Source organism: Dactylosporangium fulvum, from assembly GCF_025137375.1.
GTDB lineage: Bacteria > Actinomycetota > Actinomycetes > Mycobacteriales > Micromonosporaceae > Dactylosporangium > Dactylosporangium fulvum.
Genome location: NZ_CP073720.1, coordinates 3,630,790 through 3,649,386, shown reverse-complemented (window position 1 = coordinate 3,649,386; position 18,597 = coordinate 3,630,790). Strand labels below are relative to the sequence as shown.

Annotated in this window: 28 protein-coding genes; 5 read left to right on the top strand and 23 right to left on the bottom strand. The window is 71.3% G+C overall.

Annotated features, from left to right (window positions below; genetic code table 11):
* Positions 1-14: 14 nt before the first annotated feature.
* Genes Dfulv_RS17105 through Dfulv_RS17090 form a run of 4 tightly spaced genes read left to right on the top strand, consistent with a single transcriptional unit; the run spans position 15 to position 2,418 of the window.
* Complete coding sequence (locus tag Dfulv_RS17105; protein ID WP_259864210.1) at positions 15-1,004, top strand: hypothetical protein; 990 nt, start codon at positions 15-17, stop codon at positions 1,002-1,004.
* Positions 1,005-1,010: 6 nt separating this feature from the next.
* Positions 1,011-1,469: a hypothetical protein gene (locus Dfulv_RS17100; RefSeq protein WP_259864209.1), complete on the top strand. Its 459-nt coding sequence runs from the start codon at positions 1,011-1,013 to the stop codon at positions 1,467-1,469.
* A gap of 18 nt (positions 1,470-1,487) precedes the next feature.
* Positions 1,488-1,835, top strand: coding sequence for a hypothetical protein (locus Dfulv_RS17095; RefSeq protein ID WP_259864207.1), 348 nt, complete (start codon positions 1,488-1,490; stop codon positions 1,833-1,835).
* Positions 1,816-2,418 carry a DUF1090 domain-containing protein gene (locus tag Dfulv_RS17090; RefSeq protein WP_259864205.1) on the top strand — a complete coding sequence of 201 codons (603 nt, stop codon included), beginning with the start codon at positions 1,816-1,818 and terminating at the stop codon, positions 2,416-2,418. Before Dfulv_RS17095 ends, Dfulv_RS17090 begins: the two co-directional genes overlap by 20 nt.
* Here Dfulv_RS17090 and Dfulv_RS17085 read toward each other — a convergent pair.
* On the bottom strand, positions 2,395-2,781 hold the full coding sequence (locus tag Dfulv_RS17085; protein ID WP_259864202.1) for a hypothetical protein: 387 nt from the start codon (positions 2,779-2,781) through the stop codon (positions 2,395-2,397). The genes Dfulv_RS17090 and Dfulv_RS17085 overlap by 24 nt on opposite strands.
* Positions 2,782-2,946: 165 nt before the next feature.
* Here Dfulv_RS17085 and Dfulv_RS17080 point away from each other — a divergent pair, with 165 nt between their 5' ends.
* On the top strand, positions 2,947-3,315 hold the full coding sequence (locus Dfulv_RS17080) for a hypothetical protein (RefSeq protein WP_259864195.1): 369 nt from the start codon (positions 2,947-2,949) through the stop codon (positions 3,313-3,315).
* Between the two features lie 213 nt (positions 3,316-3,528).
* Here Dfulv_RS17080 and Dfulv_RS17075 read toward each other — a convergent pair whose 3' ends face one another.
* From Dfulv_RS17075 to Dfulv_RS16970, 22 genes are all read right to left on the bottom strand, one after another.
* Positions 3,529-3,951, bottom strand: a complete 423-nt coding sequence (locus Dfulv_RS17075; protein ID WP_259864192.1) for a hypothetical protein — start codon at positions 3,949-3,951, stop codon at positions 3,529-3,531.
* A gap of 33 nt (positions 3,952-3,984) precedes the next feature.
* Positions 3,985-4,680 (bottom strand): hypothetical protein, encoded by a 696-nt coding sequence (locus tag Dfulv_RS17070; RefSeq protein ID WP_259864191.1) that lies wholly within the window; start codon positions 4,678-4,680, stop codon positions 3,985-3,987.
* Positions 4,677-4,979 carry a hypothetical protein gene (locus tag Dfulv_RS17065; protein ID WP_259864190.1) on the bottom strand — a complete coding sequence of 101 codons (303 nt, stop codon included), beginning with the start codon at positions 4,977-4,979 and terminating at the stop codon, positions 4,677-4,679. Before Dfulv_RS17065 ends, Dfulv_RS17070 begins: the two co-directional genes overlap by 4 nt.
* The gene (locus Dfulv_RS17060; RefSeq protein ID WP_259864189.1) at positions 4,976-5,176 is read right to left on the bottom strand and encodes a hypothetical protein; all 201 of its coding nucleotides are present in this window, start codon (positions 5,174-5,176) and stop codon (positions 4,976-4,978) included. Before Dfulv_RS17060 ends, Dfulv_RS17065 begins: the two co-directional genes overlap by 4 nt.
* A complete protein-coding gene (locus Dfulv_RS17055; protein WP_259864188.1) occupies positions 5,173-5,442 on the bottom strand; it encodes a hypothetical protein in 270 nt (89 codons plus the stop codon). The genes Dfulv_RS17060 and Dfulv_RS17055 overlap by 4 nt, the downstream gene beginning before the upstream one ends.
* The gene (locus Dfulv_RS17050; protein ID WP_259864185.1) at positions 5,439-5,687 is read right to left on the bottom strand and encodes a hypothetical protein; all 249 of its coding nucleotides are present in this window, start codon (positions 5,685-5,687) and stop codon (positions 5,439-5,441) included. Before Dfulv_RS17050 ends, Dfulv_RS17055 begins: the two co-directional genes overlap by 4 nt.
* Positions 5,688-5,771: 84 nt before the next feature.
* A complete protein-coding gene (locus tag Dfulv_RS17045; RefSeq protein WP_259864183.1) occupies positions 5,772-5,936 on the bottom strand; it encodes a hypothetical protein in 165 nt (54 codons plus the stop codon).
* 67 nt (positions 5,937-6,003) lie between these two features.
* A complete protein-coding gene (locus Dfulv_RS17040; protein WP_259864180.1) occupies positions 6,004-6,204 on the bottom strand; it encodes a hypothetical protein in 201 nt (66 codons plus the stop codon).
* A complete protein-coding gene (locus tag Dfulv_RS17035; RefSeq protein WP_259864179.1) occupies positions 6,201-6,413 on the bottom strand; it encodes a hypothetical protein in 213 nt (70 codons plus the stop codon). Before Dfulv_RS17035 ends, Dfulv_RS17040 begins: the two co-directional genes overlap by 4 nt.
* Positions 6,414-6,441: 28 nt before the next feature.
* Positions 6,442-8,667 (bottom strand): DNA translocase FtsK, encoded by a 2,226-nt coding sequence (locus tag Dfulv_RS17030; protein ID WP_259864178.1) that lies wholly within the window; start codon positions 8,665-8,667, stop codon positions 6,442-6,444.
* Complete coding sequence (locus Dfulv_RS17025) at positions 8,664-9,023, bottom strand: hypothetical protein (RefSeq protein ID WP_259864177.1); 360 nt, start codon at positions 9,021-9,023, stop codon at positions 8,664-8,666. Before Dfulv_RS17025 ends, Dfulv_RS17030 begins: the two co-directional genes overlap by 4 nt.
* On the bottom strand, positions 9,020-9,226 hold the full coding sequence (locus Dfulv_RS17020) for a hypothetical protein (RefSeq protein ID WP_259864176.1): 207 nt from the start codon (positions 9,224-9,226) through the stop codon (positions 9,020-9,022). The genes Dfulv_RS17025 and Dfulv_RS17020 overlap by 4 nt, the downstream gene beginning before the upstream one ends.
* Positions 9,223-9,702 (bottom strand): hypothetical protein, encoded by a 480-nt coding sequence (locus tag Dfulv_RS17015; RefSeq protein WP_259864175.1) that lies wholly within the window; start codon positions 9,700-9,702, stop codon positions 9,223-9,225. The genes Dfulv_RS17020 and Dfulv_RS17015 overlap by 4 nt, the downstream gene beginning before the upstream one ends.
* A 2-nt stretch (positions 9,703-9,704) precedes the next feature.
* The gene (locus Dfulv_RS17010) at positions 9,705-11,075 is read right to left on the bottom strand and encodes a hypothetical protein (protein ID WP_259864174.1); all 1,371 of its coding nucleotides are present in this window, start codon (positions 11,073-11,075) and stop codon (positions 9,705-9,707) included.
* Positions 11,072-12,217, bottom strand: coding sequence for a M23 family metallopeptidase (locus tag Dfulv_RS17005; protein WP_259864173.1), 1,146 nt, complete (start codon positions 12,215-12,217; stop codon positions 11,072-11,074). The genes Dfulv_RS17010 and Dfulv_RS17005 overlap by 4 nt, the downstream gene beginning before the upstream one ends.
* Positions 12,214-12,753: a hypothetical protein gene (locus Dfulv_RS17000; RefSeq protein ID WP_259864170.1), complete on the bottom strand. Its 540-nt coding sequence runs from the start codon at positions 12,751-12,753 to the stop codon at positions 12,214-12,216. The genes Dfulv_RS17005 and Dfulv_RS17000 overlap by 4 nt, the downstream gene beginning before the upstream one ends.
* Entirely contained in the window at positions 12,750-14,426 is a 1,677-nt protein-coding gene (locus tag Dfulv_RS16995) for an MFS transporter (RefSeq protein ID WP_259864168.1), read from the bottom strand. The genes Dfulv_RS17000 and Dfulv_RS16995 overlap by 4 nt, the downstream gene beginning before the upstream one ends.
* On the bottom strand, positions 14,423-16,933 hold the full coding sequence (locus tag Dfulv_RS16990) for an ATP-binding protein (protein WP_259864164.1): 2,511 nt from the start codon (positions 16,931-16,933) through the stop codon (positions 14,423-14,425). The genes Dfulv_RS16995 and Dfulv_RS16990 overlap by 4 nt, the downstream gene beginning before the upstream one ends.
* On the bottom strand, positions 16,930-17,280 hold the full coding sequence (locus tag Dfulv_RS16985; RefSeq protein ID WP_406568019.1) for a hypothetical protein: 351 nt from the start codon (positions 17,278-17,280) through the stop codon (positions 16,930-16,932). Before Dfulv_RS16985 ends, Dfulv_RS16990 begins: the two co-directional genes overlap by 4 nt.
* A 7-nt stretch (positions 17,281-17,287) precedes the next feature.
* On the bottom strand, positions 17,288-17,596 hold the full coding sequence (locus Dfulv_RS16980; protein ID WP_259864159.1) for a hypothetical protein: 309 nt from the start codon (positions 17,594-17,596) through the stop codon (positions 17,288-17,290).
* Positions 17,593-18,096 (bottom strand): hypothetical protein, encoded by a 504-nt coding sequence (locus Dfulv_RS16975; protein WP_259869913.1) that lies wholly within the window; start codon positions 18,094-18,096, stop codon positions 17,593-17,595. The genes Dfulv_RS16980 and Dfulv_RS16975 overlap by 4 nt, the downstream gene beginning before the upstream one ends.
* Entirely contained in the window at positions 18,093-18,404 is a 312-nt protein-coding gene (locus tag Dfulv_RS16970; protein WP_259864153.1) for a hypothetical protein, read from the bottom strand. The genes Dfulv_RS16975 and Dfulv_RS16970 overlap by 4 nt, the downstream gene beginning before the upstream one ends.
* Positions 18,405-18,597: the final 193 nt, after the last annotated feature.

Genomic DNA, 18,597 nt, shown 5'->3' with positions numbered 1-18,597 from the left:
AAGGTGGCACCGCCATGCCCACGTACGCGCAACTACAGGCCGAGTCGTGGTGGGGCCGGGAAATCGTCACGCCTGAGCTGCGGTGGCTCGGCGACGAACTATGCCGCCGCACCGGCCGACCACGAGACGCCGCAGGCAACAAGGGAAATAACGTCCACCTGCGCGGCGCCCACCGCAGCCAGGAGTGGAACCTCAACTCCCGCTACAGCACCAGCCGCACCTACACCACCCAGAGCGGGCTGACGGCGGCGCAGGCGCGGCACATCGCAGGTTTCGATTTCACGCCCGGCAGCCCCGAGGACATGATCGCCCAGTCCCGGCGGCTGATGGCGGCGGTCAAGGCGGGCGTCCTCGAGGAGGTCCGCGAACTGTACTGCAACGTCGACGGGGACAAGGTCGTCGACGGCTGGGACAACGTGCGGAACCGGGCCGCCACCTCGGACTCGTCGCACCTGTGGCACTGGCACCTGACCATCGACCGGCGGCACTGCGCCGATCGGGCGCTGATGGAGCGCATCGTGGCGATCGCGCTCGGAGACGTGGAGGACGACATGCAACTCAGCGACCGCACGAAGCTCGGCATCGACGTCGAGCAGATCTTGGTGGACACGTGGGCCGCCGCGCTGGCGGACCGGGACCCGGCGAACGAGTACCGGCCCGACATCGACCGTTTCAAGTTCCCGAACTGGAATCTGCGGATCCACAACAAGCTAGCCGCGCTGGAGGCGTCGCAGGCCGCCGCGAACGCCGCCGACGAGGTCCGCGACAGGGCGACGCTCGCCGCAATCCAGGGCATCGCCGCCGCGACCGGCGCCGACCCGACGCCGATCATCAACGAGGTCCGCGCGGTCCGCGACGAGGCCCGGACGAAGTTCGCCGAGCTGCTGACCCGGGCGGCGTCGGCCGAGCAGCGCGCCGCCGCCGCGGAGGCCGAGGTGAAGCGGCTGCGGACGGCGCTCGCCGCCGGCGCCAAGGCCGAAGCCGACGCGATCTCCGGCACCTGACCCGTGGTGGCCGTCCAGCCGCCGGTGCAGTGGCGCCGGGCCGCAGGCTACTACGCTTGGCGTAGCCTGACCGCCGCCCTGATTGTCCTCGTCGTCGGCTGGGACGCCGTGAGCTTGACGTTCTTCCCCGACGTCGGGTTCCGTTCCAACGCCTACACCTTGCTGCGCAACGTCAGCCCGTGGGGCATGGAGGGCTACGGCCCGCCACTCATGGCGTTGTTTCTGCTGTCGGTGTACGCCTATGGCCGGCACCGCGGCGGCACCGGCCACTCGTATGTGCTGCTGCGGCTCACGCTGAGCGCTGTCGCGGTCTGGTACACGGGCTGGACGGCGGGCATCATCGGCAGCTGGCTCCTCGTCGGGGAGATCAGTTCACTGGGGATCGGGAAACTGCTGTTCATCGCCGTCACCTGCATCATCCTCGCCCGGCTCACGCCCACGTCGCTCCCACCGCGGAAGGGGTGACCAGTGTGGCTGGCTCCCGTGATCGCCGAGGCGGCGCCGGTGTGGCAGCAGTACATCGCCCCGGCGGTCATTGCGCTGCTGGCGTCGGTGGTGGCCGCTTTCTTCGCGATGCGGGGCACGTTCCGCACGGCGGGCGTCGCGCGTGAGGTCGAGTTCGACCGTCAGGTCGACGCGGATCGGGCCGCGTTGCGGGCGGAGCGCGACAAGCTACGCGCTGATCTTGAGGTGATGACAGCGGACCGCGACCGGTATCGGGAGATGCATGCCCAGCTGCGGCTGGATGTGCGCGCCGCCGGCCTGAACCCGGATCGGCTCGTGCCTGATCGGCGGGGAAGGGACGGCGACGATGCGGCACGCGACGCCTGACGACAACACCGAGAAGCTGCATCCGGTCGCCACGGACCAGCCCGGCCTGATCCTGCACAACCCATACCGGAAGCTACGGCAGATCGCGGTCGTCTACGCCCTGCTGCCGCTGCTGTGCGCAGGGGTCGGCGGGTGGATCGCGACGCAGATCGCCTACACGCGTGCGGCCGACCATACGGACGCCCGGATCGAGGCACTCGAGCGGGACCTGTCGGAGAGGCGGACCACGAACCAGCAGGCGAACGCGGAACGGGATCGGCAGATCGCCGAGCTGCGCCGGCTGGTGTGCATCCTCGCCGACCACGCCCAACCCAGGGATGGGCAGATCGAGCAGGTCAGGGGCACCTACGGCTGTACCGGCGGCCCGTATCCGGTGCCGTCGGTGAGCACCGCACCACCCGCGCGGCCGGGGCCGGGCCTGTCACGGACCACGGCCGGCGCACTGCCACCGGCGGTCAGGTCGTCGCCGGCGCGGGCTCCGTTGCCGTCTCCGGCTGGGCGTCCGCCGTCGCCGAGCCCGGCACCGTCGGGCGGACCGCTGCTGTGTATCGACCTGCCGCTACTCCCGCCGATCTGCCTCTGACCGGCCGAGGTCCCGGAGCCGCGCCCGCCGTCGCATGCTGGTCGGCATCCAGTTCGGCTGCCCGGCCCGGTGGATGGCGATCTGCAACGCCAGGTCGAGGTCGGCGCCGGCGCGTTCGAGGATCGTGAGGCTGTCGGCCTGGTACTGGTGGTCGCCTGCCACGTATGCGGCGGCGGCATGCGACAGGACCAGCCGGCGCCGGTCGGGGTCGATCGCGGCGAGTTCGGCGGCGATCCGCTGGAGCGCTTCGGCTGGCGTCTGCCCGAGATGCAGCGTGCAGTTCTCGGCGACCCCGGTGATGCGGGCGACCGCGAGTCCTTCCGGCCGCGACAGTCGACCCACCTGCAGTTCGTCCGCCGCCATGACCAGCAGTTTCGCACACACGTACGGACAACGTCGGCGGTTCGCCCGAACAGGGCAGCGTACCGCCGACCACCGACAGTTTCCGTCTCCGCCCAACGCACAACCCGAAAGACGCACGTGGCACACCGCGCAACCCCAGCCCGCTCCCCCGATAGGAGACCGCCCATGTGGGCCAAGTACGGCAAGACCCTCGCCGCAGCCCTGGTGCTCGTCGTCACCGCGGTCCAGGCCGCCCTGTCCGACTCGCGCCTCAGCGACGTCGAGGGCGTCCAGATCGCGATCGCCGCGACGAACGCCGGCCTCATCTACCTGGTGCCGAACACGACCCGCTACCCGTGGGTGAAGCTGGCCCTGTCGGCGCTGCTCGCGGTGCTGCAGCTGCTCACGACGCTGATCATCGACGGGGTGTCGTCGGCGGACGTGTCGGCGCTGTTCCTTGCTGCCCTGCTCGTGCTGTCCGGTGTGGCGCCGTCGCAGTCCGGCGGGCAACAGTCGAGCGGCGATGCACGCCGGGACGCGCTGGCGGAACTGTGAAGACGCTCGTCGGCTCGTCGGAGCCGCAGCGGCCCCGCAACGGGGTGACGTGGCGGGTGAACACGACCACCACCGTCGGCGACGTCGCTTGGCTGCGGCTGGACATCAAGCGATAGTCTGACCTCGCGGCCGGCGCCTTCCGGCCGCGCCAAGCATTCGGCCCCACCTCGGTCCTCGCGGATCGGGGTGGGGCCGTTTCGTCGTGCCCGGCGGTCAGCGCCTGATGTCGACCGGGGTCATGTAGATCTCGCTGCCACTTCGGAAGCGGATCTTCACGCCGGGTTTCGTGCGGCCGTCCGCCGGGCCCTCAACCTCCACCGCGGTCGGCGGCAGGTCAGCGGCCAGCACGTCCCGCATCAGATCCTCGACCGGCCGGGCGCCGTCCACCCCATGTGTTGCGCTGGGTGCGCCCTTGACCGCGTCGAGCCGGGCAACGTTCACCGCGTGAGCAGCCTGCTCCGCCTCGGTGGCGACCGGATCGCCGGTCCCGGAGCCCTTGGTGAGCCGGACCGTCGCGGCACTGCCCCGGGTCCGAACCAAGATCCCATAGAGGAAGCCGACCCCGGCCTCCTGGAACGTCCTGACCTCGGCGCCAGCCTGCTCCAGCCGCGACTTCAGCAACGCCTCGAACGTCACCAGTTCCATGTCCCCACCTCTCGACGGCCGACCCTAGTCGGTGACCAGGAGCAGCGCACCGCACGCCACGGTGACGAGCAGCACGGCCAGGCGCCGGTCACGCCTACGACGCAGCCGCAGCGCCGGGACGAGTGCGGTCAGCGCGGCGGCCACGATCGGGTAGGTGCGGCCCGCCGCATCCACTGCCGCGATCGAAGCGTCAGCCCACCACAGCAGGACCGTCGCCGCCAGCCAGCCCGCCGTGAGCCCGGCCGCCCAGTTCCGGCGGCGACGCCACCGCAGAGACAGCTTCGGCCGGCGCACCGTGGATGCCGGCGCCGAACCGGGACGAGGTGCCGGCCACCGCCGCACCGGCAGCCCCTTCGCCCGGTCCCGCGCATCGCGGTCCTGCCGCTGCCGCCAGATCGGGATCCGCGCCGGATTGTCGAGGTTCCCGTCGTGGTTCATCCGCGGCCCAATCCGCTGGATGTGGAACAGCTCCCGCTCGTCGAGTTCGGCGTCGGTCCACATGCCCTGCTCGATGACGAACGCGTCCCCGACGATCAGGTCGGAGAAGGGTCGCTCGTCGCGGTGCTGCCGTTCCCTGCTCAACAGCTGCTGGCGGGTCTGCCCGACGTAGTCGACGTGGACCTGGCCGGTGGCCGGGTCGAGGATGTTGACGCCGTAGACGATCCCGGGCCGGCGCACGTCAGCGCGCTGGCCCGGGATGTGGCGAAACGTCTGGGTCACAGGATGAGCCCCGGGGCGAGCGCACCGACGGGCTCGACGGGCACCTCGAGCACGTCACGGTCGGCCGGGTCTTCGTCGCGGGGCAGCCATCCCCACGGCTCCCCGGACGGCTTCCAGCCTGCGGCGTTACACACGACCATGATCGCCTGCCAGGGCAGCCGGCCCGGCACGCCCGTCCACGACACCATCTCGGCCGCATGCCGGACGTCGCCGAGGCGGACTGGCCCGTCGGGCAGGGCGATCGTCGAGTCGACGGTCAGCCACCGGTCGTGCAGGGTGACCTGCGCGATCGTGGTCATGCCGCCACCTGCCCTCGGCCGAGCTTGTCGACCCGAACCCCGCAGGCGCCGCAGTACAGCCAGCGGTCCTTGCGACGTTCGGTGACCGCCACGTCGTCGGCCGGGCAGACCGGCGCCCATTCCACGCCGGTCCACTCGAAGTCGTACGGGGCGCTGGGGTCGATCCAGCGTTCCCCGACCTTCCGCAGCGCCGTCACTGGAACACCTGCCAGTACCTGCGCCCGTCGACCAGGAGCGTGTCCGCCGGGTCACCAAGCACGGCCTGCGCCGCGTCCTCCGCGGTCGCCCACCGGCACGGCACGCCACCAGGCAGGTGCAGCCAGCCATCCCGGGGGTGCGTCGCCTCCCAGCCGGCGCCGGTGTCCCGCAGCACCCAGGCGCCGTCGCCGGGAATGTCAGAGACGATTGAGTACGTGCCGTCGACGTGCGGGCCGCGGACGTTCGGGCCGTCAAGCGCGTTCATCGCGCAGCTCCATCACCCGGTTCGATCGACGTCACGGTGACGTTCGTGGCGTCGCCGTGGCCGGCCGCGAGACGCCGGGCAACCTCGTCCGCGTCAGCCATGCCGATCGGCCGGTCAACATCGATCACGGCGCGCCCGTGGTGAGTGGTCATCCACTCCTTCTGCTCGATCGGCATGCTGCCGATCAGGTGCGACCAGTCGGCCATCTTGTCGTAGCTGTAGTGAACCGTGTAGCGGTGCATCATGGTGACGCCCTCCTTCCTGATGGCTGGTTGGGTGCTCCGGGCCCGCCGACTGCTGCCAGGCGAGGGGCGGGCCCGGAGGCGGTGCTACTTGTCGTCGCGGTCGTCGTCCGTGCGGCGGTCGTCACGCCGCTCGTCGTGCCGGAAACCGGACTTGGCCCAGTACGCCTTCGTCTTCTCGTCGGTCCAGTACGTCGAGGAATGCGGGTCCCAGCCCTCGATCGCCTCGTGATCCCACATCGTGTCGCTCATTTCGATCCCCTCTCGGTTGGATGGTCTTGCGGACGGCCGGCCGCCACGTCGAGGCCGACCGGTGGTGCTACCTGCTGATCAGGTAGTCGATCGCCGCGTCGGCAGACTCGAACACCCTGGTCTGGCCGTCGCCGTCGAAGATCGTCCGTTCGCCGGGGCCGTCGTTCACGGCGATCCAGCCCCTGTGCGAGTTCCACACCCGCCAGTTCCCGGACCCGTTGATGACCAGCGCCGACCCGTCCGGGTTCCGGAACACCTTGGTGCTCATTCCGGCACCTCCAACGCGGCCAGCGCCTCGTCACGGGTCGCGAACACCCGCGTGTACGACCGGTGCCGGTCACCGCCGTCGTGCATGTAGCCCTGTTCGGCGTTCCACGCCACCCAGCCGCCCTCCTCCTGCCGGATGTGCCAGTCGTCGACGCTCTCGTCGCCCGGCAGGATCACCGAGCCGTCCTCGTTGACCACGTAGTTGCTCATCGCACTCCCCTCTATCGGCCCGGCGGACCTACGCCGCGAGCTCGTCTGTGTCTGCGGGCAGAACTGCGGCACGCGCCGCAGCAGCCCGATTCCGGCCGGCGTCGGTGACCCGGTAGTCGCCCCACGCCGACCCGCTCTTGACCCGGGACACCAGCCCGTCGTCGGCGAGCCGCTGCGTGATCCGGGACAGCTGCGGCTGCGACGGGGCGCCACCGCGGGCAGCCCACACCGGGTGCCCGGCGATCCGCGCCGACGAGCATCCCGGCTCCGACGCGACAATCGCCAACACCACATCCGCCGACACGGCGGGCTTCGGCGCTTCCCGAACCGGCCGGGCCGCCTGAGCGGTCGAGGCCATCGGCGCGCCGGCGTACGACGGCCAGTCATCCGCCTGGTCCCGCCAGTGCGCGACGATCGCCTCGATCTCCCCATCGGTAACCAGGGCACCCTGGACTCGGATCGGCTCCGACGCGCCCATCGGCAGGAACAGCGCGTCTCCGCGGCCCAGCAGCTTTTCCGCGCCGGGCCTGTCGAGAATCACCCGCGAGTCCGCCAGCGACGACGTGGCGAACGCCAGCCGCGACGGCACGTTCGCCTTGATCAGGCCGGTGACGACGTCGACGCTCGGCCGCTGGGTGGCCAGCACCAGGTGGATGCCGGCGGCCCGGGCCAGCTGGCCCAGCCGGACCATCAGATCCTCGATGTCCGCGTCTTCGTCCTCGTCGTCCCGGCGACGCTTCGCGGCCTGCGCCGCGACCATCATCAGGTCGGCGAGCTCGTCGACAATCGCGAGCAGGTACGCCATCCGTGCGGTGCCGGATGCCTCGGCCTTGCGGTTGTAGTCGTCGATGTTCCGCGCGCCGGCCGCGACGAGCTGGTCGTAGCGGCCGTCCATCTCGCGGACCAGCCACTCCAGCGCGTCGACCGCCTTCCTCGGGTCCGTGACGACCGGCCGCACCAGGTGTGGGATGCCGTCGTACTGGGTGAGCTCAACCCGCTTCGGGTCAATCAGCAGCAGCCGCACCTCGTCCGGGGTGGCCCGGGTCAGCAGCGACACGAGAATGCTGTTGAGGCAGCACGACTTGCCTGCGCCGGTGGCGCCCGCGATGAGGATGTGCGGCATCTTCGCCAGGTTCGCCACGACATAGCCGCCCTCGATGTCCTTGCCGAGCGCGACCGCGAGGGGGTGCTGTTCGGCGCGGGCAACCGCCGAACGGAGCACCTCGGCGAGGGTGACGTCCTCGCGATGCCTGTTCGGCACCTCGATACCGACGACGGGCTTCCCCGGCACCGGGCACATGAGCCGCACGGGCACGCCGCCGACGGCAACAGCGAAATCGTCGCCGAGCTTCAGGACGTGTTTCACGGAGGCGTTGCCGGCCAACTGCACCTCGTAGCGGGTGATGACCGGGCCGCGGACGTGCCCGACGACGTGGGCGTCGACGCCATGCTTGGTCAGGACTTCCTCGATGACGGGCGTGTGTTCGCCGCCGACCGGTGTGGACTTGTCACCGGCGGCGGGCCGCTCTGATGCCGGCGCTGGCTGGACCGGCGGCGTCGCCGGGAGGGCTGGCAGCCGCTCGTCCTTGGACTCCTCGACGGGTTCTTCTTCCGGTTCGTCTTCGACCGGCGTCGGGGTCGTCGCGGGCGGTGTGCTGCGCTGCTGGGTGAGTTCGTGGAGGCGGCGCCGTTCTTCCCACAGCCGGGCCCAATGCCCGCGGCACACGACCCAGGTCAGCAGTGCCGCGGTGAGGAGTTCGACCTCGAGCAGCACCGCACGGCCGCCGGTGGCGCTGACGCCGAGCACGGCGAGCATGATGAGCCACAGGCCGTAGGCGAGGGCGGCGGCACCGACCTGGCGGGCGTTGTCGCGGGCGCGGCGCCCGATCGCTCGGCCGGCGAAGTCCTCGACGTCGCCGGCGTGCTTGGCCCGCCCGTACTGCACCCGGTACGTGACCAGGTACGCGGCGGGTGCTCCGGCGACGATAGTCAGCCAGCCGGCGGCGGCGGCCGCGAGGCGGTGCTCGGCGGCGAAAGGCAGCCCGGCCACGATCAGGGCGAGCGCGGCGAAAACGGATGGGCGGTGCTTGCGGGTTTCGGCCGACCAGTGCCGCAGCCGTCGGACCAGCCACGCACGGCTGGCGGCAGCGTGCGCCTTGGCCGCGTCGTTGGCCTGCTGCTTCCACCCGTCGACGGTGGTTCGTGCCCAGTCTTTCGCCTGCTCCCGCAGGGGTGCCTCGTCTTGGCTGGTCATGATGCACCTCCGGCGATCGCGTGGACGAGCGTGACGACAGCGGTCACGACGATGAGCACGACGGCGACACCGGCGAGCCGGGCTGGGGTGGCGAACAGGCGCGACACGAGGTGTCCGGCCTCGGGGACGGTCGGGGCTGCGGCCGCGAACGGCCAACCGGCCCGGACGGCGTCGATCACCTCGCCGATATGCTGTGACAGAAAGTCACCGATCACCACTTGCGCCGGACGATCATCCTCGTGTATCACGCGCGTGACACAGGCGCGGGTGTCACGCGGTTCAGCCCCGCCACCACCAGCGGATTCGGCATCACCCTGGGGCGCATGCATGAATGCATGCCTGTCACGCTCGGTCACCGGATTGCCTTCGCGTTCATGGAGTCGATGAAGGAGATGAGGTCGTCGAGGCTGCCGCCGTTGGCCAACTCGGACCGCAGCCAGGCCAGCACCTGCATCTCCCGGCGGCGACCCTCGGGGGCCTTGTCGATGCGAGCCCGGTGGGCAGCGCGCCGCTTGGTTGCCTTCGGGGCGCGCTGCACCTCCGCGAACGTGCTGGTCACTTGGTGCTGCCCTTGACCGTGCTCTTGTCGTTCATGTTCTGCTGGTACTGCTCGAACTGGTTGCCGGCGGCGTCGGTGAAGACACCCCAGTTCACAACCGTGACCAGCAACAGCATCGGCAGGAGCCGAGCCGCAACGAACGCGAACATGTCCGGCTTCCGGTCGCGGATGATGTCGATGACGGTGCCGCCGGCCAGGCCGAGGAACGCGAACACGGCGCCGACGACGAGCCATTCCCAGCCGAACTTGCCCATGACCGGCCAGAACGCCACCGACCAGCACAGGCCGCCGAGGGTGTAGAGCACGAACGCCATCCAGTGCTGGAACAGGACGACACCGGACACCTTCTGCTTCTCGCCCTGCCCGCCCGGACCAGCGGCGGCGGGCGTGCTCGCCGCCTTCTTCGGCCGAGTCTTGTGGCCGAGGTACTCGAAGCCGAGCGCGATGACGATGCTGAGGATCGAAACTCCGAACATGATCAGTTCCCTTCCTGGGGGTTGGTGCCGGGAAGCAGCCCGGCTTCCTGCATGAGTGCCTTCGCCTTCGGCGCGCCGACGTTCAACAGCCGCTGCACCTCGCGGATCGATGGCGTCTTCCCGGACGCAGACGCGTGCTTGAGCAGACGCGTCACGTCGGGGCCCTGCCGCGTCCGGCCGGTGCCACCGGAGGTGCGTTTGAGCGGAAGCGCTGAACGCGTCTGGGTGCGCTTCAGTGCCGCATCCGAAACCGCGTCCCCCAGCGCCTCCCCGGCCGCGTCTCCGAACGCGCCCTCGGGTGCACCCGTGGACGCGTCCGGGACGCGGTCATCAGGTGCGTCCAGACGCGCATCCAACGCGTCCCCGGATACGGCCGGAAGTGCGTCCGGAACGCGCCCAGCAACCGCATCCAGGTGCGTCCGAAGTGCGTCCGGCGACTGCGCCCGAAGTGCGCCTGTCGGGTGCGCCTGCGAGTCGCTGACCAGCGCTTTCGGGTTCAGACGCGCAGCCACAAGCGCGGTCAAACCCGTGTAGTCGGCGTCCTCCTCCAGACGCACCGCGATCTCGTTCAGGTCGTACACGGCAAGCGCGATCCGGGCCGCGTGCGGATCCGCGTTCCGGCGGATCTCCTCACCGACCACAGTCGCGATCGCCTTCGAACGCACCTTCCGGGTGCGTTCCGCACGCGCCTCGTCCAGTGACGTGTACAGCGTCAGATGCGCGTGCTGCTTCGCCAGCGAACGCGCCCGGCGGGTAATCCACGGATGCAGCACCCAGTGCCCCCACAGCTCGTACGCAGGCGCGGTCGGCGGAAGGTCGCCCTTCGCCCGCAGCCGGTCACGGCGCTGGTTCTCGGTGTGCATGACCCAGACGAGATAGCCGAGCGCGGACATGCCGGCGAAGAAGCCGGCCAGGAGTTTGTTGTCGTGGGCCATCCAGTTGAAGGTGACCGCCCACGCAGCGATCAGCGCCGACAGGACACGCGACCCGACCGCCCGCTCACCCAGCCGGCGACGGACGTCGGCGTTGTTGAGCACGACAATGCCGCCGAGCTCGAGCGCGGCCACCGCCGGGATCGCGAACAGGTAGTGCAGGTACAGCGCCTCGTGGGCGCCGATGACCTGCCCGGTGAGTGCGACGATCAGGACGACGGCGTAGAACGCCTGCCGCATATGGCCGGACTGGCGGACGGTCTTCTGCAGGTCGGCGTCGAGCTCGACCTGGGTGGTCGACTTGACGGGCTCGGTTGCCGTCGCGACCGGGGCGGCGCGACGCCCGGTCCGCGTCCCGGCTTGGTCGCGGGTGACCCAGTCGGGCAGGTCGAGGAGCGTCCGGTGGCCGTTGGTGTGCTCGACGATCGGGTGGATGGTCATGCGGCACTCCCCAGCGGCGCACCGTGCGCCTTCATGAACGGGACAGGGTTGGTCGCGCCCTTCGGCGAGCGGTCGCCGCCGAGATGCACCTCGAAGTGCAGGTGCGGGCCGGAGCTGTGCCCGGACGAGCCGACGAGGCCGATCTGCTGCCCGGCCGCCACGCGGTCACCGGCGCCGACCGCGGGCCGCTGGACCATGTGGCAGTAGCGGGTGATGATCCCGTCGGCGTGGGCGACGTCGACGAACCAGCCGCAGCCGGCCGCCGACGGCGACCCGTCCCGGTCGCATGAGCCGACTGTCCGGAGCGTCGACCCGTCGCAGACGGCCTTGATCACGGTCCCGGATGAGGCGACCTTGATCGGTGTCCGCTTCCGGGCGTCCAGGTCGACACCGGCATGCAGCCGGCCACCACGCTGCCCGAACGCCGACACCACACCGCCCGGCACCGGCCGCACCCAGCCGCCAGCCGTGACCTCCTCCGGCGCCGCGCACTGGCCCGGCTGCTGCCCCGCCTGGTCCGCGCCACCCGAGACGGCACCGACCAGCGCGGCGGCCTTCGCCTCGTGCTTGGCGTACGCGTTCGGGAACGCGCTGCGCTGCACCTTCTGCGCCGCCCGGGTCAGCGGCATCTGCTGCCAGCCCGGAACCCGCAGCAGCGCCTGGTAGAACTTCCGCGCCGACACCGCCGGGGTCATCAGCTCGGCGACGGTCCCCCACGACCCGGCACCGTCCGGCGGAAGCGGCCGCTGCTGGAACAGGCCCACCGAGTCGTGGTCCCGGCCCGCGCCCTGGTGCGGCAGCCGCATCGACGCCGGCACGCTCGTGTTGGCCGTGTTGTGCAGGTTCGACTCCTGCATCGCGGTCGCGACCGCAACAACCCAGCCGCGCGGCGGCACCCGCAGCTCCTGCCCGACCTGCACGATCGTGGTGGCGTTGGCGACCTGGTCGGCGTTGAACCCGGACACCTTCGCCGTCGCGGCGTGTGTCTGCGCGGGGGCGCCGCCGCATCCGGATCCGCCGGCGGTCGGTTGCTGCCCTGCGGCGAACAGCGCCGCCACCTGGCCGTAGCCGACCCCACCGACGCACAGCACCGCAGACGCGCCGAGCGCGACCCCGACCACGGCGACGGCCCGGCCGTTCATGACCGCTCCACGTCGAACTCGGTCGCGACCCACCGGTGCGACGCACCGGACAGAGTGACCCGCACCGTGGCGACCGGCCGGCCAGTCGGGCCAACGACCGGCACCGTGGCGACCACCAACTGATCACCGGCGGCGGCGACGGTCACGCGCGGGTCGTCGACACGGCCGACCGGCACCAGCGCCGGGTCAGCGTCGGCAAGATCGGCGTACAGGGCGTCGGACACGAGAGGGCGGAGCCCAGCCAGCCACTGCTCCGACGTCCGCCCGGTGGTGTTGAGGAGCTTCACCACGACCTGGATCGCGGCCTCGCGGGCATCAACCGGCCCCGCCGTGATCACAGCGGGCTCGTCGGAGACGTCGACCGCGCCGTCGTCACCGTGGTCGTCGCCACCCGGCGAGACAGGCTCGGCGACCGTGGGCGTCACGGCCGGGACCGGCCCGGCGGCCGGGCTGCTGCCGCTCGAGCATCGCGACACGAGCAGCACCACAGCCACCGCGGCGGCGGCGAGCACGGCGACGATGAGGCGGCGGTTCACCGCTTACCTCCCGTCAGCGCCCGCGTCTCCGGGCGGGACCGGGCAGGACCGCCCGGCATCGGGGTCCCGCGCTGCGCAGACTGCGCGGCCTGGGTTGCGGACTCCCGCACGTACGGGCGGACCGTGGTCCACAGCCGCTGACCCCAGCCGGGTCCAGGCTCGCCGCCGTCACCGCTGTCGCCGCCGCGGTCAGGACGGCCGGCGGCCCGGGTCAGCGCCCGCACCGGGCGCAGCACCAGCCAGCACGCCACCCCCGCCAGGAGCACGACGATGATCTGCGCCGCGCCGGGCAGCGACGAGTCGAAAACCAACCCGACAGCGGTCAGGTACAGGCCGGCCGAAGCCCCGTACACCACGACGTTGATCAGCGCCTGGCCGGTCGTGTTCGCCAGGCGGCGCACACCGGCCGACGCCGGCTGCAGCACACCCCACGTGGCGAGGATCGGGAACGCAATCACAACGATCCGGATCATCAGAAACCCGAGCAGGATCATGAACGAGGCGATCGAGTCGAACCCGGCGAACACCATCGCAGACAGCAGCGCCACCAGTCCGGCACCGACCCGGTCCGTGCCGCGCAAACCCTGCAGGTTCGCGTAGGCCTCCGGGTCCTCGGTCTTGATCTGCTCGGCGATCGTCAGCCACTGCTGACCCTTCGCGTCGACGTACTGCTGCCGCAACTCCGGGTGGGCCTGCATGTTCGCCGCCTCCGCCCAGGTGAACGTGGTCGCGTCATACAGGGCCGGGCCGTACTTCTTCGCCGTCTCCGACTCGGCGGAGCCGAGCGTGGCGCGCAGCCAGGCGGTGAACAGGATCGCCTCGGTCGCCGAGTCGGAGGCGCGGACCGCGACGGTGCGGTGGTCCTTGCACGCCTCCGGGTTGGTCGCGGCGAACACGCACCGGTCGGCGGGGACGTCGTCGGGGCCGGGGCCGAGCACGCGGTGCATCGCTGCCAGGCCGGTCGTGCCGGCCCGGTCGAAGCCGTGCGCGACCGTGAGCGGCCACTTCGCGACCGCGGTCGCGAGGACCATGATGAGCAGCGCCCACCCGGCGACCCGGAACGCCTCCGAGATCCGGCCGAGGCGGGACCGCCAGATCAGCCACAGCCCGCCGCCGGCGACCGTCAGCACACCGAAGACGGAGAACACCCAGTCGTACGCCTTCTGGGTCGCGTCCTTCACGAAGCCGTCGGACCAGGCCCACATGCTGCCCGGCTCGTAGGCGTGCTCCCGCAGCGTGTTCGCCCCGCCCAGCACCGCGGCGGCGATCGCGAACTCGATCGACGCGAGCGAGTTCTCGAACGTCGCCTCCGGGTGCGTCACGCCGGACGCGCACGACGCGTCGTACAGGTCGAGCTGGTAGCCGCCGACGCCGTACCGGGTGTACATGCCGACCACACCGGAACGCAGGTCGGCGTCGGGCCGGGTGCTCAGCCACCCTGCGACACCGGAGTCCGGCGACGACGGCGTCGGGGCCTTGATGCACTGGGCGCGCTGCGCGCCGGCGGCGGCGAGCTGCTTCACGCAGTCGGCGAACTTCGCAGGGGTCCGCCACTCTTGGACGGTGCACAGCGTCGACTGCGGCTGCGGCTCCGCGGCCGCGGGCACACCCGGGCCGACGATGAGCAGCAGCGCCGCAGCGAGGGCCGCGCACGCGTGAACGATGCGGGTCACTTCCGGCCTCCGGGGGTGGTGTCGAGGTGTTCGAGGAGCCCGGCCGCGTAGCCGACGTCGATGCGGATCTTCTGCACCCGGCCGTCAACGTCACGCATGACGAACTCGCGGAACCCGAGCCGCTCATCGCTGCTGGGGTCGGTCTGGGAAAGGGCGGCGAGGGTCTCCTCGTAGCCGACACCCGTCTGGATCCGCAGCAGCCGCAGCGCCTCGGCGGCGACCTCACCGTCGGCGGCAACCCGGCCGGCGAACACCGTCGACACGAGGTTCTGCACGTCCAGGTCGAGGATGTCGCGCGGGTTCTGCGACGCGACGAGCGCGGCGATGTTCCACTTCCGCGAGTCGCGGGCGAGCCGGACCAGGAATGACCGGCCGGACCGCCAGCCGTCCATGACGTGGGCCTCGTCGAGACCGACGAGCTTCCGCACGTGAGGGTCGCCGCCGTAGCAGCGGCGCACGGCGAGCCGGTGCGCGAGGTGCAGCATCGGCAGGGCCAGGGCTTCCTCAGCGGACCAGTAGTCCCGCTCGATCGACATGTCGGGCAGGCGCAGCCCGCCCATCGTGATGATCGTCAGCGGGGCGTCGGTGCCGAGCGCACCGGGCTGGGGCCGGCCGAACAGTAGCCGAGCCAGCGGGAGTTCCTCGGCGTCGAGGAGCAGCCGGCCGACCTCTTTCTCGTCGACGTCGGCGCTGTCGGCGAGGACGCGGGCAATGTCGTCGAGGGTCGACGACTCCTCAGCCGGGACCTGCCGGGCGGCGTGCCGCAGCGCGGTCGCCGCCTCCTTCGTGCGGGCGACCTGCGGCGGCAGCAGCATCGCGGCGATGTCCTGCACCAGCATCCGACGCTCGGCGCGGGCGTTCGCGACATCGACCTCGTACAGGTGCCGGCCCTCCTCGCCCGGCTCGTAGTCGCCGCGGCCCGGGGTGGGGATGAGCGCGTACGGAGCGAGGGTGCCCCGCTGGGAGCCGACAAGGTTCAGGACGCGGGCCTGGCCGACGAGGGCAGGCATGTCGGCGAGCTTCGCCAACGGACCGGACGGGTCGAGCAGGGTGACCTGCACGCCGCGGCGTGCGGCGAGATACCCGACGGCACCGATCAGCGTCGACTTCCCGCCGCCCGGCTCCGACACGAGCACCGCGAGGCCGGACCGTTCACGGACCTCCATTGGAAAATGGGCGTCGAACATGACGGGACGGCGGCCGGTGCCGGCGGTGTGACCGATCAGGTCACCGCGGCCGTCACCGACCGCGGACGCGGCCTGCGGCACCGCGGCCGCGAACAGGCGCACCGACATGCGCCGCAGGTAGCCGGTGTTCGCGACCGGCTCGCCGGGGATGAACTCGCGCGCGAGAGCGTCCTGGTCCTTCGGGTGCTGCAGGGCGATCCGGGCCTGCAGCTGGTAGACGCGGCCAAGCTCGGCGGCCCGGTCGAGCGCCTCCCGCTCGGTTGTGCCGGCGACGGCGAGACGGTGCCAGCCGTGAACACGGGACGCGTCGACGGGCTGGCCGGTGGCGATCTCGTCGCCGACGTGCAGTGCCCGCTCGGCGAGCCGGGCCAGTTCGGGCGGGGCGTCGAGGTCGTGGTCGCGGTAGTCCCGTTCCTGCGAGCGAATCATCAGCAGCCGCTTGTTGAGGCTGCCGGCGGTCGCGGCCGGGCCGAGCACGTCGACCCGGGACGACAGTTCGACAGGAAAGCCGAGCTGGTCGGCGATGTGCAGCCACGGCTCGTGCTGCTGCGGGATCTCGAGCGGCTCCATCCGGCCGACGGTGAGGACGGCGACGTGCGTCTCCTCCTGGGTGTGCCGGTTGACGAGCCGCACCGTGGACCCGTACGAGGTGCGGTACCGGTCGATGTGCTCGGTGAGGGCGAGGAGGTCGGATGGCCCGACGGAGGTGAGGCGCCGGTCGGGTGGGGTCAGGCCGAGCCCGACGGACCGGTAGACCAGCCACGACAGTTCGGTCGGGCTGGCCGGTCGGGCGCCGAGCCCGAACGGGGCGAGGAGTTCGGTGAACTTGTCGAGCCGCTCCTGCAGCCGGTCCCGCTCCCCCGCGCCGGTGCGGCCGAGCTTCGCCTGGATGAGGCCGGTAACGAGGTCACCGACGGTGCGCCGGGCGAACGTCACCCCGAGCAGTGTCAGGCCCTCGACGGGGTTGGTGGCGTCGAGGTGGTCGGCGGCGGCGCGCAGGTGGTCGGCGAACCCCCGCGGGTCGCCGGCCGGGCTGGAGGTCCGGAACAAGTTCGCGGCCCACTGGCCGGTCGGGTACGGGGTGGTGGTGCGGCGAAGGTGCATCCGGAACCCGGCGAGGCCTGCGTACTGGTCGGCGACCGCCGTCATGAACGTCTCACGGTCGGCGTCGGGCCGGAACGCCCACACCCGCTCCGGCAGCAGGTACCAGGCGGTGACGGTCGCGGCGGTGAACGTCAGATTGCTCGCGATGTGGGTCAGCTGCAGGTCGACGGCCGGGGCCGGGTCGCGGCGCAGCGGCACCTTCGGGGTCCAGATCATCGGGTCACCTGCACTTTCCTGGCGGTATAGCGCGCGGTCGGCCCGACGGCCGGTGGGCCGGTGCGGCGCCAGTCGCGGGCGGCGGTGGCGAGAACCTTGCGGGCGGGCCTGTCGGGGTCGACATGCCGCCAGATGAGCGCGGTCAGCGGCAGCGTGGCGCCGAGCGCGACACCGGTGCCGGCCCAGCTGCCGCCGGTGGCGAGCCACGTCGCGGCCTCGGTCACGGCGAACACGATCGCACCGAGCCCGTACTGGGCGTACGGAAGCTGGATCGGGAACGTGTAGCCGGTCGGGCCGAGGTAGACGAGCCGGGCCCGGTAGATGTCGTCGTCGGTACGCAGCAGCATCATGGGCCTACTTGAAGAAGACGCCGACGATGTTGTCGCCGAAGAAGAACAGGGTGGTGGCCCCGGCGAGCATGACCATGCCGATGATCGCGATCATCGAGGTGGTCATGGTCTGGGAGACGTTGCCTTTGGCGGCGCGGCTGAGGGTGACGACACCGAGGCCGCCGATCAGGATCGGCACGATGTAGGTGGCGATCCATCCGAGGATGCCGGTCGTGTTGACCTCGCCGGACGGGCCGGGTGTGGTGGTGGGGTCGGGCGCGGCCAGGATGTGCGCGTCGGCGAGCACCTGGGCCGCGGCAAGCAGGGTGCTCATGCGCGGGTTCCAATCTGCGAATGGTTGGTCCGGCCCGGGCGGCAACGGGGGGAGGCGCCCGGGCCGGACGTGGTGGCCCGTCCGTCGGCAACGGGGGAAACCGACGGACGGGGGTTCAGGGGCTGCCGGGCGATGCCGGCGGCAGCGGTCAGCGCGGCGGCGACCTGTTCGGCCTGCGCCGGGGTGAGGGCGACGGCGACACCGTCGAGGTCGAGGGTGACGGCGGGCGGCTCGATGCAGCCTTCGTCGTCGAACTCGGCAACCTGGACGGCGACGGCCAGTTCAACGTCGGCGCTGTCGGCCGTGTCGGGGTGGACGGCGGTGTAGACGGCGCCGGCGTGGTAGCGGGTCATGATGGCGGTGCTGCCGTTGGGCCAGGTGTAGGTTTCGCCGCCGGTGCAGGTGGTGCACCACGGCTGGCAGTGCCACCACGGGGTGACGGTGACGGCCGGCTCGACGTGGATGCTCGGCCGGCGGAACGGCAGGACGGTGGCGGTCACGCGGCGGCTCCCTTGGGGTCGGTGGCCTTCGGAGCAAGGCGCGACAGGCGAGATGGGTCAAAGCCGACGAGACTCGCGAGCCGTGTCAGCTTCCGGCCGTCTTGCTCTGCCTTGTCGCGGGCCCGCCTGAGGGCGTCGTTGCGCAGGTCCGTGAACGGCCTACGGAGGTTCCCGCGCAGGCGGCCCCAGGCGGTGATGGCGGCAGCGCGTTCGGCGTCGTCGGCGATACGGACGAACGCGGCGTAGGCGTCGCGGTCGGCGGGGCGGAGCCCGTCGAGGGCTGCGCTGGTGCCGGCTGATGCGTCCACGTCGGTCCTTCGGGGGTAGTCGTTGCGGGCGCCGGGATCGTGGCGCCCGCAACTGATTATGCGCATACTCCGGAGTCAAGGCAAGAATTATGCGCATACACTTTCTTTGCCAGGTCCGCCCAACCGGACAAAACGCGACACACGCCCCGTGTGGGCCGCGAATATTGCCGGAACAGCCCCCGGTGCGGGAGCA